13 protein-coding genes are annotated in these 14,565 nt (G+C 59.7%); 5 read left to right on the top strand and 8 right to left on the bottom strand.

The genetic code is table 11. From position 1 onward, the window contains the following. Positions 1-7: 7 nt before the first annotated feature. On the bottom strand, positions 8-1,354 hold the full coding sequence (gene algB, locus QOM10_RS00260; protein ID WP_025112294.1) for a sigma-54-dependent response regulator transcription factor AlgB: 1,347 nt from the start codon (positions 1,352-1,354) through the stop codon (positions 8-10). Positions 1,355-1,781: 427 nt separating this feature from the next. Here algB and QOM10_RS00255 point away from each other — a divergent pair, with 427 nt between their 5' ends. The 5 genes from QOM10_RS00255 (at position 1,782) to QOM10_RS00235 (ending at position 6,233) form a co-directional block, all read left to right on the top strand. Continuing rightward, on the top strand, positions 1,782-2,066 hold the full coding sequence (locus QOM10_RS00255; RefSeq protein WP_127925304.1) for a hypothetical protein: 285 nt from the start codon (positions 1,782-1,784) through the stop codon (positions 2,064-2,066). Positions 2,067-2,139: 73 nt separating this feature from the next. Continuing rightward, entirely contained in the window at positions 2,140-2,304 is a 165-nt protein-coding gene (locus QOM10_RS00250; RefSeq protein ID WP_003177151.1) for a DUF1328 domain-containing protein, read from the top strand. Positions 2,305-2,306: 2 nt separating this feature from the next. Beyond that, the gene (locus tag QOM10_RS00245) at positions 2,307-2,771 is read left to right on the top strand and encodes an inhibitor of vertebrate lysozyme family protein (protein WP_016986435.1); all 465 of its coding nucleotides are present in this window, start codon (positions 2,307-2,309) and stop codon (positions 2,769-2,771) included. Positions 2,772-3,473: 702 nt separating this feature from the next. Beyond that, positions 3,474-4,805, top strand: coding sequence for a glutamate/aspartate:proton symporter GltP (gene gltP, locus QOM10_RS00240; RefSeq protein ID WP_007911792.1), 1,332 nt, complete (start codon positions 3,474-3,476; stop codon positions 4,803-4,805). A gap of 198 nt (positions 4,806-5,003) precedes the next feature. Further along, positions 5,004-6,233 carry a nucleoside recognition domain-containing protein gene (locus QOM10_RS00235; protein WP_007911793.1) on the top strand — a complete coding sequence of 410 codons (1,230 nt, stop codon included), beginning with the start codon at positions 5,004-5,006 and terminating at the stop codon, positions 6,231-6,233. 117 nt (positions 6,234-6,350) lie between these two features. Here the strand turns inward: QOM10_RS00235 and QOM10_RS00230 are convergent, their stop codons facing one another. From QOM10_RS00230 to QOM10_RS00200, 7 genes are all read right to left on the bottom strand, one after another. Then, positions 6,351-6,977, bottom strand: coding sequence for an ABC-type transport auxiliary lipoprotein family protein (locus QOM10_RS00230; RefSeq protein ID WP_150749939.1), 627 nt, complete (start codon positions 6,975-6,977; stop codon positions 6,351-6,353). Beyond that, entirely contained in the window at positions 6,974-7,912 is a 939-nt protein-coding gene (locus QOM10_RS00225; RefSeq protein WP_127925302.1) for an MlaD family protein, read from the bottom strand. The genes QOM10_RS00230 and QOM10_RS00225 overlap by 4 nt, the downstream gene beginning before the upstream one ends. A gap of 1 nt (position 7,913) precedes the next feature. Beyond that, complete coding sequence (locus QOM10_RS00220) at positions 7,914-8,717, bottom strand: ABC transporter ATP-binding protein (protein ID WP_007911797.1); 804 nt, start codon at positions 8,715-8,717, stop codon at positions 7,914-7,916. Continuing rightward, a complete protein-coding gene (locus tag QOM10_RS00215; protein ID WP_127925301.1) occupies positions 8,714-9,862 on the bottom strand; it encodes an ABC transporter permease in 1,149 nt (382 codons plus the stop codon). Before QOM10_RS00215 ends, QOM10_RS00220 begins: the two co-directional genes overlap by 4 nt. A gap of 54 nt (positions 9,863-9,916) precedes the next feature. Then, a complete protein-coding gene (locus QOM10_RS00210; RefSeq protein ID WP_127925300.1) occupies positions 9,917-10,945 on the bottom strand; it encodes a DUF5924 family protein in 1,029 nt (342 codons plus the stop codon). Between the two features lie 191 nt (positions 10,946-11,136). Continuing rightward, a complete protein-coding gene (locus QOM10_RS00205; RefSeq protein ID WP_150776548.1) occupies positions 11,137-12,528 on the bottom strand; it encodes a M16 family metallopeptidase in 1,392 nt (463 codons plus the stop codon). 181 nt (positions 12,529-12,709) lie between these two features. Then, positions 12,710-14,368 (bottom strand): Na/Pi cotransporter family protein, encoded by a 1,659-nt coding sequence (locus tag QOM10_RS00200; RefSeq protein WP_316917380.1) that lies wholly within the window; start codon positions 14,366-14,368, stop codon positions 12,710-12,712. Positions 14,369-14,565: the final 197 nt, after the last annotated feature.

Here is a 14,565-nt window from a genome sequence, read left to right as displayed (position 1 = left end):
CGATCGCTCACAGGTTGTACTGCTTGCGCTTGCGGTACAGGGTCGAAGCATCGATGCCGAGGGTTTTCGCCGCCTGATCCAGCGTACCGGCGGTGGCGAGAACCGCGCCGATGTGGGCTTTCTCCAATTCGTCGAGGCTCAATGCCGCACCGACTCTTGGCGCATTGTTGGCCGGTTGTTCGGCCATGCCGAGGTGGCTGATTTCCACGCGTTCCTGCGGGCAGATGATGCTCGCCCGCTCGACCACGTTGCGCAACTCGCGAATGTTGCCCGGCCAGCGGTAGCCGAGCAGTGCTTCACGAGCCTCGTCGCTGAAGCCTCGTGCCGGACGCGCGTACTCTTTGACGAAGCGCGCGAGGAAACGGTCGGCCAGAGTCAGGATGTCCTCGGCACGTTCACGCAGTGGTGGCAGGTGCAGAGTGATGACGTTCAGGCGATAGAGCAGATCCTCACGGAATCGTCCGTCGCGAACCATGTCTTCAAGGTTGAGGTTGGTCGCCGCCAAAATGCGCACGTCAGCGCGACGGGTGACCGGATCCCCTACCCGCTCATATTCCTTGTCTTGAATGAAACGCAGCAACTTTGGTTGCAATGTCAGGGGAAAGTCGCCGATCTCGTCGAGAAACAGCGTACCGCCGTCCGCTTGATTGACCCGACCCAAAGTGCTTTCGCTGGCCCCGGTAAAGGCGCCACGGCTGTGACCGAACAGCTCGCTTTCCATCAGTTCGGCGGTCAACGACGGGCAGTTGATGGTTACGCAGGATTTCTTCTCGCGTTTGCTCCAGCCATGAATCGCTCGGGCCAGCTCACCTTTACCGGTGCCGGACTCGCCAAGAATAAGAATGTTGGCGTCAGTGCTGGCGACCTGGCGGGCCGTTTCCAGTACCACTTTCATCGCCGGGCTGTGGGAATCGAGACCGTCTTTCGGCTTGCGGATCTCTCCTTCCAGCGCCTCGAGGCGCGCCGACAGTTGGCGCACTTCCAATTGCTTGGCGGTGGCCAGACGCAGTTGATCCGGGCTGCATGGCTTGACCAGATAATCAGCAGCGCCGGCCTGGATCGCATCCACAGCAGTATCGACGGCCGAATGCGCGGTCACAATCACTACACGCATCCAAGGCGCCTGAATACGCATCTGCGCCAGCACGTCGAGACCGTTGTCTTCGCCCAGACGCAGATCAAGGAAGCACAGGTCGAAAACCTGCCGTTGCAGTAGGGCGTCGGCCTGAGCCGCGCTGTTGGCGGTGGCAACCGTATAGCCCTCGTCTTCGAGGCAATAACGGAAGGTACGCAGGATGGCGGATTCGTCGTCCACCAGCAGAATGCGGCCTTGATGCTCAGTGGCAGATTCCATTTTTCCTACGCTCCATAGTGATTGGTCTTGGGTTAGTCCCGGAAAAATCGGGCAAGTTGCATGGTTGATTCTGAACGATGCCAGCCATAGGAGGGTAGCCCTCTCCTGCCTTTACGGCCAATACGTTGATTTTGTTGGTTTTTTAAACAAATTCCGATTTGCAGGGCATTCCCTGCGTACTTTTCTGACATCTGCGCCCTGCTCTCAATTCCATAAGAATGAAATCTCCTACGAAAAAATCGTGCATTGCGCACGATCCCAGATGACCCATCGTGCAGGATGCGTCGCTAACGCTTTTCGCCAAGCTTGTAACATATTGATTTTATTGAATATTTTTCATTTAAAAAACTGGCATGCAGGCTGCAATACCTCATTCAGCCCGGGCAGATACGAACTGCCCCCACCGAATAAGAGTGAGGAACCCAGGATGACTCGCCAACGTGCCGCCCAAGTGCGTATCTCGCCACTGCATATCCAGCAAGGTCTGTTTGGCGTACTTGCGCTGTTGATCACCCTGATCGCCTGCCAGCAATACCTGCGCTGGGAAAACAGCCAGCAGGTTGAGCCGCTGATCTCGATCCAGCACAGCACACAAACGCACTTCAGCGCCGTCAGCAGCAGCCAGGCCGAAAGCGCCTCGATGCGCATGATGGATGTCGATCAGGCGCAGCCGCTCGATCAACTGCCACGTGAAGAGCGTTGGGTTTTCTGACTGATTGAATGAATTCGGGCGCGCAGCGCCGGGACACGCAACACCCCTAAATAGAGAAGTAAGGAGAATCACCATGTTGAGCTGGGCAATTACATTCTTGATCATTGCCATCATCGCTGCAGTACTGGGCTTCGGTGGTATCGCGGGCACCGCCACGGGTATCGCCAAGATTCTCTTTGTCGTGTTCCTGGTGATGTTCATCGCTTCCTTCTTCTTTGGCCGTCGCGGCCGAGGTTAACGATGAGTGCTTTGAAGACACTGGCAGCCGCCCTGCTTCTGGGCGGTAGTGCCATGGCGATGGCGGCCAATGACGGCCAGACGCGGGTCAACGAACTGTTGAGTTCAGACCCGCAATACCGGGAAACCTGGGAAGGCGTGGTGAAGAAGGAAGAGCGCCTGCCGGAATGGGTGATGAACCTGTCCGGCACGCCTGACCAACAGATGAATGCCGTGACTGAAGATGGCGACCAGTATCTGGTCGGCCCGCTCTGCGAATCCGCAGACAAGTGCTTGAACCACCGCTTGATCGTCGCGTTCAGTTTCGACAAGAAAGATGCTTACGCCATGCTCGTTGATGTGCCCGAGGGACTGCCAGCGGACAAGTCGCCAACGCGACATGCCACCTACCGCTTCCTCGGCAAACCCGACCAGGGCATGCAGGATCTTTTGATGGAAACCCTGAAGAAAGATCCGAAGTGGTACTGATCTGAACATGAAGGCAGCAGCCCCGCTGCTTTCCATTGCGCCGACCTGAGGAAGGCTGGCGCATGACCAGGGGGCCGGGACGTTCTGACTGTTGCAGGGTCGGAGTGACCTACGGGTACAGGGAGTGCCTGCGCAAGGGCCGGGTCAGGGTAAAAGCTGCGCCGCAGGTTCGCCGACCCACAGCGGTTCGACCGACTTGCGCTGAGCTTTCAATCAGACAAAACATTGATCCAGAGCGTCCAGCTCGTTGTTTTTATCGCTGACACTGCGCGCGAAAACATTACGCGGTGTTTCCTGGCGACCGTATATCGACAAAAAAACCGCTTGAACAGTAGGACTTCTAGTCTTGCCGCGTAGGCTTTTTCCCAAGATTTTTGTCGATTTTTCTCGTTCAAAAAATAATCAACCTGCTCTGTGATGGCCGGTTCACGGCACTTATGCCGGCCGAAATGTCACAATCGAACCGGTTGGGACGCCAGTTTCATTTAAAAAAGCTCATGCCGATTCGGCATAGGGTAGGCGTTTACGGCATTAGACGGCGCAACCTTGCATCGGAATAGTTGCGCCTTTTTTCGCCTGCCGAAGAGCCGTAATCACGCGCTTCGGGGCACCTTATACGGAGGCAGATGCACAAACTTTTCCGCTAAAGAGCGTTCCAGTTCCTGCATGTGCCTGAGTCAAACGCAAGTAAGGGTAAAGATAATGAAGAAGGCAAAACTTAGCCTCGCCTGGCAGATCCTCATCGGTCTGGTATTGGGTATTGCAATTGGTGCGTTGCTCAACCACTTCAGTGCCGAGAAAGCCTGGTGGATCAGCAACGTCCTGCAACCAGCAGGCGATATCTTTATCCGTCTGATCAAGATGATCGTGATCCCGATCGTCATCTCCTCCCTGATCGTCGGCATTGCCGGCGTGGGTGACGCCAAGAAGCTCGGGCGTATCGGCCTGAAGACGATTATCTATTTCGAAATCGTCACCACCATCGCCATCCTCGTTGGTCTGGTATTGGCAAACGTGTTCCATCCGGGCGCCGGCATCGACATGAGCACCCTGGGCACAGTGGATATCTCCAAGTACCAGGCGACCGCCGCCGAAGTACAGCATGAACACGCGTTCATCGAGACCATCCTCAACCTGATCCCGTCGAATATCTTCGCGGCCATGGCCCGCGGCGAAATGCTGCCGATCATCTTCTTCTCCGTGCTGTTCGGTCTCGGTCTGTCGAGCCTGCAGTCGGACCTGCGCGAACCGCTGGTGAAGATGTTCCAGGGCGTCTCGGAAAGCATGTTCAAAGTCACCCACATGATCATGAACTACGCGCCTATCGGCGTGTTCGCCCTGATCGCGGTGACCGTGGCCAACTTCGGCTTCGCCTCGCTGGTGCCGCTGGCCAAACTGGTCATCCTGGTTTACTTCGCCATCGCCTTCTTCGCCTTTGTGGTGCTGGGCCTGATCGCCAAGATGTTCGGTTTCTCGGTGTTCAAGCTGATGCGCATCTTCAAGGATGAGCTGGTACTGGCCTACTCCACCGCCTCGTCGGAAACCGTGCTGCCACGCGTGATCGAGAAGATGGAAGCCTACGGCGCACCGAAAGCCATCTGCAGCTTCGTCGTGCCGACCGGTTACTCGTTCAACCTCGACGGTTCGACCCTGTACCAGTCCATCGCCGCGATCTTCATCGCTCAGCTGTACGGCATCGACCTGTCGATCAGCCAGCAGCTGCTGCTGGTCCTGACCCTGATGGTTACCTCCAAAGGCATCGCCGGTGTACCGGGCGTGTCCTTCGTGGTGCTGCTGGCGACCCTGGGCAGCGTCGGTATCCCGCTGGAAGGCCTGGCGTTCATCGCGGGTGTCGACCGCGTTATGGACATGGCCCGTACCGCTCTGAACGTGATCGGTAACGCGCTGGCTGTGCTGGTAATCGCACGTTGGGAAGGCATGTACGACGATGCCAAAGGCGAGCGCTACTGGAACTCCCTGCCGCACTGGCGCAGCAAGGAAAAACTGCCAGCTGGCGAAATTTCCAAGAACTGACACAAATCCCTGTAGGAGTGAGCCTGCTCGCGATGAGGGCTGTACGTTCAACATCTCTGTTGTCTGATACACCGCCATCGCGAGCAGGCTCACTCCTACAGTGGACCGAGTCAGCCATACGAACCCCGGAGAAATCCGGGGTTTGTCGTTTCTGGCGACCCCGCTATCATTCGCCGCATTCTTCGGGGGATTTGACTGATGCTTAATGGCCTGTGGCTTGGCTTCTTCATCGTGGCAGCCGTGTCGGCGCTGGCGCAGTGGCTGATCGGCGGCAACGCCGGGATCTTTGCGGCGATGGTGGAAAGCATTTTCGCCATGGCCAAGCTCTCGGTCGAGGTCATGGTGCTGCTGTTCGGCACCCTCACCTTGTGGCTGGGCTTCCTGCGCATTGCCGAAAAGGCCGGGATCGTCGAATGGCTGGCCAAGGTGCTCGGCCCTCTGTTTCTGCGGCTGATGCCGGAAGTCCCGGCCGGACACCCTGCCCTCGGCCTGATCACGTTGAACTTCGCCGCCAACGGTCTGGGCCTCGACAACGCGGCCACGCCCATCGGCCTGAAAGCCATGAAGGCGCTGCAGGAGCTCAATCCCAGTGCCACCATCGCCAGTAACGCGCAAATCCTCTTCCTGGTGCTCAACGCCTCTTCCCTGACCCTGCTGCCGGTAACGATCTTCATGTACCGCGCCCAGCAAGGCGCGCCGGATCCGACGCTGGTGTTCCTGCCGATCCTGCTGGCGACCAGTTGCTCGACGATTGTCGGCTTTCTCTCGGTGGCGTTCATGCAGCGTCTGCGGATCTGGGATCCGGTGGTGTTGGCCTATCTGATTCCCGGCGCGTTGATTCTCGGTGGCTTCATGGCGCTGCTGGGCACCCTGTCAGCAACCGCTTTGGCGGGATTGTCGTCGATCCTCGGCAATCTCACGTTGTTCGGGCTGATCATGCTGTTCTTGCTGATCGGCGCGTTAAAGAAAGTGAAGGTCTACGAGGCGTTCGTTGAGGGCGCGAAGGAAGGCTTCGACGTCGCGAAGAACCTGCTGCCGTATCTGGTGGCGATGCTCTGTGCGGTGGGCGTACTGCGCGCATCGGGGGCGCTGGACTTCGGTCTGGATGGCATTCGTCATCTGGTCGAGTGGGCTGGCTGGGACACGCGGTTTGTCGATGCGTTGCCGACGGCGATGGTCAAACCGTTTTCCGGCAGCGCGGCGCGGGCGATGCTCATCGAAACGATGAAGACTTCAGGCGTCGACAGCTTCCCGGCGCTGGTCGCAGCGACGATTCAGGGAAGTACCGAGACGACGTTCTATGTGCTCGCGGTGTATTTCGGCGCGGTGGGCATTCAGCGGGCGCGGCATGCGGTGGGCTGTGCACTGTTGGCAGAGTTTGCCGGTGTGGTCGGGGCTATTTTCGTCTGCTACTGGTTCTTCGGCTGAACAAATATCCAATGTGGGAGCGAGCCTGCTCGCGAAAGCGGTTTGTCATTCACGTTGATGTGTCTGACACGACGCCTTCGCGAGCAGGCTCGCTCCCACAGGGATTGGTGTTGGGGCTTAAGGTCTTTGAGGGGCGAGCTTTTGGCCTTGGTCGACGGCCCACGCGACGACCTTGGTGGTCAGGCGATCACTGGCCTGGCCAAACCCGGCGACCACCGCCGGCACCTGAACATCACTCAACGGCTGGCGCTCTTCAAAGCGGCGACTGGCGAGAATCCGTTGGTCATAACCGCGCACCAACAACGCATCGACCCGCACCACGACGCTGGCCTGCGAGCCCTGATACTCGGTCTGAAACGCCTGCAAGCTCCCGCCCAATTCCAGATCCGCGGCAAAGTTGCTGTCATCGGTACTCAGCAACGTCACCCGACCATCACGCGCAAACCCGTCGAGCAAGCGATTACGCACCAGCACCGGCGCCGGATCACTCCAGCGCGAGCCCTTGTAGCTGCTGATCACATCGCCCTGAGGAATCACCGCAATTGTCGGCCGGTTCAAAGCCTCACTGGCCTGCAACTTGTTCAGCCGCAGCGACCACGATTGAGCCGACGCCGAACTGGCCGAGGCGGGCGTCTGTGCGGTTGGCAGGCGATAGACATCCGCCGGCTCGGACTTGGGCAGAATCGAACAGGCGCTGATCAAGGAAAAACCGGCAGCGAAGAGGGCGAGTCGAGTCAGCTTCATGGCGTGAATTCCTTGTTCTTGTCACGGCCCAGCAGGTAACCGCTGGGATTGGCCTCAAGGCGTTGGGAAATAGCGCGCAACGAGGTCAGCGTCTCACGCAGTTCGCGGATCGCCGGGGCCAGGCCATTGAGGCCCTGCATGCCGTTGTCGAGGGAGTTTTCGTTTTTGCTCAGCAAAGTGCTGATGGTGGTCGTGCTTTGTTCCAGCGACTTCATCGCCTGCTCGGCGCTGCCCAGTGCCTGTTTGCCCTGGTCGTTGATCAAACCGTTGGCGTTGCGCATCAGCAGCGACGTCTGTTCGAGCATGCTGCCGGCCTGTTTGCCGACGGTCGCCAGTTGCTGCATGGCCTGCTTGATATCGCCGCGCTGATCGTTGATCGTCCCGGTGGTTTGCTCCAGATGGGCGAGCGTCTTGCTGACGCGGTCGACGTTTTCGGCGGAGAACATCTGGTTGGCGTTCTGCAGCAGCGCGGTGATCCCGGTCATCAAATCGTTAGAGTCATTAAGCAGTCGCGAGATAGGCGAGGGTGAGGCGACGATGGTTGGCAGATTGCCGTCGTGACCACGGAGCTGCGGACTCTCGGGCGTGCCACCGCTGAGCTGGATGAGCGATGTGCCAGTGATCCCGGCCAGTGCCAGTTTGGCCTGTGTGTCTTCTTTGACTGGCGTGTCACCGGCCAAACGAATCCGCGCCAGCACGCGCCGTGGATCTTTCGGATCAAGGCGCAGGTTGATCACGTCGCCGACCTTGATCCCGCTGTACTGCACCGGGCTGCCCTTGGACAAACCGCTGACCGCCTCGCTGAAGACAATTTCGTAATCCTTGAACTCAGTGTCGACGCTAGACTTGGCCAGCCACAGGCCGAAGAGCAGGGCGCCTGCCACGACAATCACTGAGAACAGGCCGATCAACACATGATGGGCTCGGGTTTCCATGTCAGACCTCGTTGAGCAATTTGGCGGCGTCCAGCGCCGAGCGGCCGCGCGGGCCGTGGAAGTATTCGTGAATCCATGCGTCATCGGTTTCCGAAACCACATCGATCGGCCCCGCGACCAAGACCTTTTTCTGCGCCAGCACCGCCACGCGGTCGGTAATGGTGTAGAGCGTGTCGAGGTCGTGAGTCACCAGAAACACGCTGAGGCCGAGTGCATCGCGCAGGGTCAGAATCAGTTGATCGAACTGCGCAGCGCCTATCGGATCAAGGCCGGCAGTCGGCTCGTCGAGAAACAGAATATCCGGATCCAGCGCCAAGGCCCGCGCCAGCGCAGCACGCTTGATCATGCCGCCGGACAGCGACGCCGGGTATTTGTCCGCCGCTGACAGCGGTAATCCGGCCAAAGCCAGTTTCACTGCCGCCAGGTGCTCGGCATCGTTGCGGCTGAGGCCCGCATGTTCGATAAGGGGCAGGGCGACGTTCTCGGTGACCGTCAGCGAGGAGAACAGCGCGCCTTTCTGGAACAGCACACCGAAGCGTCGCTCGACCAGCGAACGCTCATGCTCGGACAGGCTCGGCAGGTTCTTGCCAAACACTTTGACCATGCCTTCGCTGGGCCGGCGCAAACCGACGATGCTGCGCAGCAACACCGATTTGCCGCTGCCGGAGCCGCCAACCACGGCGAGAATCTCGCCTTTGTACAAATCCAGATCGAGATTCTCGTGCACGCTCTGGCTGCCGAAACGATTGCACAGGCCACGGACTTCGATCACCGCCTCCGAGGGCGCGCGGGGTAGACGACTCACCAGCCCATCTCCATGAAGAACAGCGCGGCCACCGCGTCGAGCACGATCACCACGAAAATCGATTGCACCACGGCAGACGTGGTGTGTGCGCCGACCGACTCGGCACTGCCGCTGACCTTGAAGCCTTCCAGGCAGCCAATCGCGGCGATCAGGAAAGCGAAGATCGGCGCTTTCACCAACCCCACCAGAAAATGCTGGATGCCGATGTCCGATTGCAACAGTGTCAGGAACATCGCCGGCGAAATATCCAGCGACACCGCGCAGACCACACCGCCGCCAATAATCCCGCAGAGCATCGCAAGAAACGTCAGCATCGGCAGCGCCACCAGCATCGCCAGCACACGCGGCACCACCAGCAGCTCCATCGGGTCGAGGCCGAGGGTGCGGATCGCGTCGATTTCTTCATTGGCCTTCATCGAGCCGATCTGCGCGGTGAAGGCACTGGCGGTGCGCCCGGCCATCAGGATCGCCGTGAGCAGCACGCCGAATTCACGCAAAAACGAGAAGCCCACCAGGTCCACGGTAAAAATCGTCGCGCCAAAACTCGCCAGCACCGTAGCCCCGAGAAACGCCACCACCGCACCCACCAGAAAGGTGAGCAACGCCACGATCGGCGCGGCGTCGAGGCCGGTCTGTTCGATGTGCGCGATCATCGGCGTGATGCGCCAGCGTTTGGGCCGGAACAGGCCACGGGCGATGGTTTCCAGGATCAGGCCGATGAAACCCAGCACTTGCAGGGTGTCTTGCCAGACCGTTTCCACGGCGCGACCGATCCGGGTCAGCAGTTGCACGCTGACGCTGACTTCCGCCTCCTTGATCGGCACGCAGAAATCAGTCATCGATTGATACACGGTTTGCAGCAGCGCGCGGTCGGCGGAGGAGAGCGTGCAATCGGGGTGTTCGGCGGATTTGCCGAGACGCTCGGAGCCGAGCAGTTCGACCAGCAACGAAGCGCCAGCCGTGTCGAGGGCGCCGAGGCTATTCAGATCAATCGGCGTGTTGGCGTCGTACTGGCCGTGGAGCTTTTCGCTCAGGTGCTTGAGCTCGGCGTAATGGACAAGCGTCCAGTCCCCCGTGACCCGCAGGCGGGCAGGGCTGATCGACGTGTCCAGTTGGGCATTGCCGCTGATCGAGCTGCTGGTCATAAGCTCCGTGCTTGTTCGGCTATTAGGCGAACTAACGTAATAGCACGAACGCGGTTACTTTTCTTTGATCGCTGTGCTGTCCGTGACTTCGAAACGCAGCACGCCGATCACCTGGCCATCCTCGGTCAGCACCCGCACCTGCCACTTGCCCGCCGGATTGCCGGGGAAGTTCTGCTTGTGCGTCCACGCCCGGTAGCCTTCCTTGCGCCCGCCATGGATGTCGAGGGCAATGCGGTCGACCTCTTTGCCGTTGAATTGCCAGACGTGATAAATCCGCTCATCGAGCCCGCGCGGCGCATTGATCGCGGTGTAGGCGTAGAGGCCATCACCACGAATCTGTTCGGCGCTGACCGTGTCGAGGCTGGCACCGGGGGTGCGATCCTGCATTTGCGTGCTGATCGCCACATCGGTCATCCACAGCGTCGCCGGCGGCACCCACGAACGCAGCGCCCAACCGACGCCGCCGATACCGACGGTGATGCACAGGATCGCCAGCGCGTTGCGCAGTGTACGGATCGGGAAGATCGACGCCAGACTCGGGAACGACAACAGCACGGCAATGCCCAGTGCCCATTTGAAGCTCTGCGCGGTGGTCAGGTGCATGATCACCGGCAACGCAGTGAGCAGGGCGGCGAACAGGGTCAGCGTGTGCAGCGCGAGAAACGCCCAGCGCCGGGGCGCCAGCCATTTGTAGTAGAGCGGATCGACGATGGAGATCAGTGCGGCAACGCTGAGCAGACCGGTGAAGAACAACTGGCCGCTGTTCCATGTCGTGGTGATGAAGAAGAATGGCAGGACGAAAAACAGGCTTTCCTGATGGATCATCTGCGTTGCGTAACGCAGCAGCGGCTGGGGAATCTCGCGTTTGAAGATGCGGGTGAAGAGGCCGGTCAGGGTGTTTTCCAGCATCAGCCAGATCCAGCTGAGCAGCATGATCACGGTGATCCAGCTCGCCAGCCCTTGCTGACGATCGACCATGATGAAACTGCCGACTCCGGAGATGAAACCGCCAAGCGCAATGACCCCGGGATAGCGCTTCATCAGTTCGAGAAGGCGCTGGATCAGGAGCTGTATTTTTGGCATTTGGGCGGTTCACAACTGGATAGGAAAAAACCTCGACAGAGTAGCGCCCGCCGGGCGCTGTGGCGAGGCTGCCGGTCAGTAAATTCACCACTCACCCTGTGGGAGCGAGCCTGCTCGCGAATGCGGTGGGTCAGTCACCACATTTGTTGTATGACCCACCGCTTTCGCGAGCAGGCTCGCTCCCACAGGGGTTAGTGTTCGGCGGATTTTCGGCGGTGATGCAAACGCCAACCGATCAGGATCAACAACACCAGACCCAAGCCACCCGCACTCAACCACAACACCTGATCATCACTGATCAATGGCTTCTCGATCCGCAGATACCCGGGTTGCAGCAGCAACTCACGCATGGCCTTGTTCGCCGCCTCCAGCGTCACCCCTTGCAGCTCGCGCGCCGGGTTGGCGAAACGGCCATCCTCGTAATCACTCAGCGCACTCCAGTAGTAATCCGCCATCGCGCTGTTGCCTTGCACCGCCCAGGCTTGATGGGCGATTGAAGCCTGTTTGATCCGCGCAAAGGTGTCCGGGTCGAGGCCGTTTTTCAGCAGATCGGCCTTGAGGTCTTCCAGCACCTGGATGGCTTCGTCGACATCGTCGCGATCCAGATCGGCATTCAGGCTCATGAAGCCGACACCGCCAAACACTTCGCGCTCGGCCCAAGGTCCATAGGACAAACCGTGATTGAGGCGGATCTGCCGGTACAGCGCCCAGTCCAGATAATCCTTGAGAATGTCGAAGGTCTGGTCGTACTGATCATCGATCACCGGCTCCGGCACCAGCCAGTGCAGCTTGGCGCTGTCGCCGATAAAACCACGGGTGAGGGTGCGCTCATGGGCGGCGCTGGTGCTGATGTCTGGCAGTGCACGGTGTTCGCTCGGCTCAACCGCTTCGAGTGCCCCCCAGGTGCGTTCCAGGTAAGCCGGCAGCAGTTTGTCGAGTTCGCCGACGACGATCAGGGTCATGTTGTTCGGCGCGTACCAGGCCTTGCGCACCTTTTCCAACTGCTCCTGAGTCAGGTGACCGACTTCGGCACGCTGCGGGCATTTCAGGCCCAGTTCGACGGCGAGTTGATTGGCCGCGGTGTGGCCGAGATCCTGACGATCGAGAAAACGTTGTAGCCGGGTGTAATGGCCACCGTCCTCGCGCTCGACCACCCGTTTGGCGGCGTTGATCGCGTTGTCGTCGATGCGCGTTTGCGTCAGCAGAGCGAGCAGCAGGTCGAGCACTTTGCGCTGGTTTTTCGCCGGGGCCTCAATGACAAACGTGGTGTCGGCGTTGCTGGTGAAGGCATTCCAGTCACCGCCCAGTGCCTGCATGCGCTCCTCTAAACCGCCTTCGCCGGTGGCGTCGATGCCGCTGAACAACAAATGCTCAAGCAGGTGCGGCAGCTCCTTGTCATCGCAATCGAAATCATCGAGGCCGACGCCGACCACCAGCCGGATCGCCACATGCCCGCGCTCGGTGCCGGGCTTGAGCAGCAACTGCAAACCGTTGGGCAGCGCATAGCCTTCGACCTGAAAACGATCCAGGGCAAAGGCGGGCAGGGAACCGAGCAACAGACAGGCGAACAACAGGCAACGCATAACAGGCTTCCATACGGCTGATTTGGAGATCCGTGTCGCTATTCAGGCCGCCATTCGCGAGCAGGTCGAATCGTCGCACCGTCGCTCCCACATTCGAAACGCATTCCCCTGTGGGAGCGAGCCTGCTCGCGAAGGTCTTAAGGCTGAATCAATGTAACTGACTAAACCCAGCCCCAGTCGTTCAAGGCGAATGCGTAATGTCGGCAATATCATCCGCCGCCAGCGCTCCGGTGTCGGCCGTTTCCAGCACCACATACGCACTGCCGCAAAACAGTGAATTCAAGCGCTTCATGTCGGCAATCAACTCCAGGTGCAACGAACTGGTTTCCAGACTCTGGACGATCTTGCGTTGCAAACGGCTGACATGCGCATGCGCCAGACGGCGCTCCTGTGCGCGAAAGCGGCGTTTCTCGCGCAGTAGCTGGCGGGCACTTTCGCGGTCACCGCTGAGGAATACCGAGAGGCCCAGACGCAGGTTAGCAATCAATTGCTGCTGCAATCCGGCCAGATCCTCCAGGCCTTCCTCGGAAAACGAGCGGCGCTGCGAGGTCTTCTGCTGCTGGATCTTGCGCAGCATGCGTTCGATCAGGTCGCTGGCCAGTTTCAGGTTGATCGCCAGTTCAATGATCTCGGCCCAGCGCCGACTGTCCTGCTCGCCAAGGTCTTCGCGGGGCATCTGCGCCAGGTAGAGCTTGATCGCGCTGTACAAGGATTCGATGTCATCGGTCAGCCGACGTATTTCCTGGGTGACAGCGGTCTGCTTGCCGCGCAGTACATCAAGGGTGGCGTCGAGCATGTTCTCCAGCAGATCACCCATGCGCAGGGTTTCCCGCGCGGCGTTGGCCAGCGCCAGACTCGGCGTGACCAGTGCGGTGGCGTCGAGATGACGGGGTTTGGCGGTGCCGTTGACCTCCGGCCGCTCCGGCAGCAACCACGCACACAGGCGCGCCATCGGCCCGACGCTTGGCAGCAGAATCAGGCAGCGCACGGTGTTGTAGAGCAGGTGAAAACCGATGACCATTTCCTGCGGACTGAAATCGAGGCTGTCGATCCAGTGCACCAGCGGGTCGAGCACCGGGATGATCAGCAGCAAGCCAATGAGTTTGTACAACAGACTGCCCAGCGCCACTTGCCGGCCGGCGGCGTTCTGCATGCTGGTGCTCATGAACGCCAGCACGCCGCTGCCGATATTGGCGCCGATCACCAGACCAATTGCCACCGGCAAACTGATGACCGCAGCACCGGCCAGCGTCGCGGTGAGCAGCACGGCCGCGAGGCTGGAATAGGAAATCATCGCGAACAGCGCGCCGACCAAGGCGTCGAGCAGGATGTCGCCAGTCAACGAGGCGAAAATCACCTTCACACCTTGGGCATGGGTGATCGGCGCGGCGGCCTCGACGATCAATTGCAGCGCGAGAATGATCAGCCCCAGACCGATGGACACCCGGCCCATCTGTCCGAGCCGCGTCTGTTTGCGCGACAGAAAGAAAATCACCCCGAGAAAAATCAGCAGCGGCGACAGCCACGACAGGTCGAACGTCAGCACCCGCGCCATCAGCGCGGTACCGACGTCGGCGCCGAGCATGGTCGCCAGCGCCGGGGTCAGCGCCATCAGGCCCTGGCCGACGAAGGAGGTGACGAGCATGGCGGTGGCGTTGCTGCTCTGCACCATGGCGGTGACGACGATGCCGGCGACAAAGGCCAGCCAGCGCTTGGACATGTTCTGGCCAATCACATGGCGCAGGTTGGTGCCGTACACCCGCAGGATGCCGGTTCGGACGATGTGCGTGCCCCAGATCAGCAGGGCGACGGCGGAAAGCAGATTGAGCAGGGTGAGCATGCAGACCCCCTGTATTAGCAGTGCCTCAGAGAGGCAAGTTGACGGTACCGCGCGGTTTCTACGTTTTTGATACTTAAGCTGTAGTTGGCTAACGGTCTGGGCGCCAGCATTGCACAGCTAAAGTGTCGATTGAAACAAAAGTGTCATGAAAATGGATTCACGCGTATCCCGAATCCAACACAAAAAAATGTAGGAGT

Origin of the sequence: Pseudomonas sp. P108, from assembly GCF_032613195.1 — a bacterium.
Classification (GTDB): Bacteria; Pseudomonadota; Gammaproteobacteria; order Pseudomonadales; family Pseudomonadaceae; genus Aquipseudomonas.
Note: the sequence above shows the minus strand (reverse complement) of the source record. Positions and strands in the feature narration are given on the sequence as shown.

Bases quoted from the DNA above. Each gene is read 5' to 3' on its own strand.
- QOM10_RS00225 (WP_127925302.1), bottom strand. From the start codon at position 7,912: ATGGAAACCCGAGCCCATCATGTGTTGATCGGCCTGTTCTCAGTGATT.
- QOM10_RS00215 (WP_127925301.1), bottom strand. From the start codon at position 9,862: ATGACCAGCAGCTCGATCAGCGGCAATGCCCAACTGGACACGTCGATC.
- QOM10_RS00205 (WP_150776548.1), bottom strand. From the start codon at position 12,528: ATGCGTTGCCTGTTGTTCGCCTGTCTGTTGCTCGGTTCCCTGCCCGCC.
- QOM10_RS00210 (WP_127925300.1), bottom strand. From the start codon at position 10,945: ATGCCAAAAATACAGCTCCTGATCCAGCGCCTTCTCGAACTGATGAAG.
- QOM10_RS00250 (WP_003177151.1), top strand. From the start codon at position 2,140: ATGTTGAGCTGGGCAATTACATTCTTGATCATTGCCATCATCGCTGCA.
- algB (WP_025112294.1), bottom strand. From the start codon at position 1,354: ATGGAATCTGCCACTGAGCATCAAGGCCGCATTCTGCTGGTGGACGAC.
- QOM10_RS00255 (WP_127925304.1), top strand. From the start codon at position 1,782: ATGACTCGCCAACGTGCCGCCCAAGTGCGTATCTCGCCACTGCATATC.
- gltP (WP_007911792.1), top strand. From the start codon at position 3,474: ATGAAGAAGGCAAAACTTAGCCTCGCCTGGCAGATCCTCATCGGTCTG.
- QOM10_RS00200 (WP_316917380.1), bottom strand. From the start codon at position 14,368: ATGCTCACCCTGCTCAATCTGCTTTCCGCCGTCGCCCTGCTGATCTGG.
- QOM10_RS00230 (WP_150749939.1), bottom strand. From the start codon at position 6,977: ATGAAGCTGACTCGACTCGCCCTCTTCGCTGCCGGTTTTTCCTTGATC.
- QOM10_RS00235 (WP_007911793.1), top strand. From the start codon at position 5,004: ATGCTTAATGGCCTGTGGCTTGGCTTCTTCATCGTGGCAGCCGTGTCG.
- QOM10_RS00245 (WP_016986435.1), top strand. From the start codon at position 2,307: ATGAGTGCTTTGAAGACACTGGCAGCCGCCCTGCTTCTGGGCGGTAGT.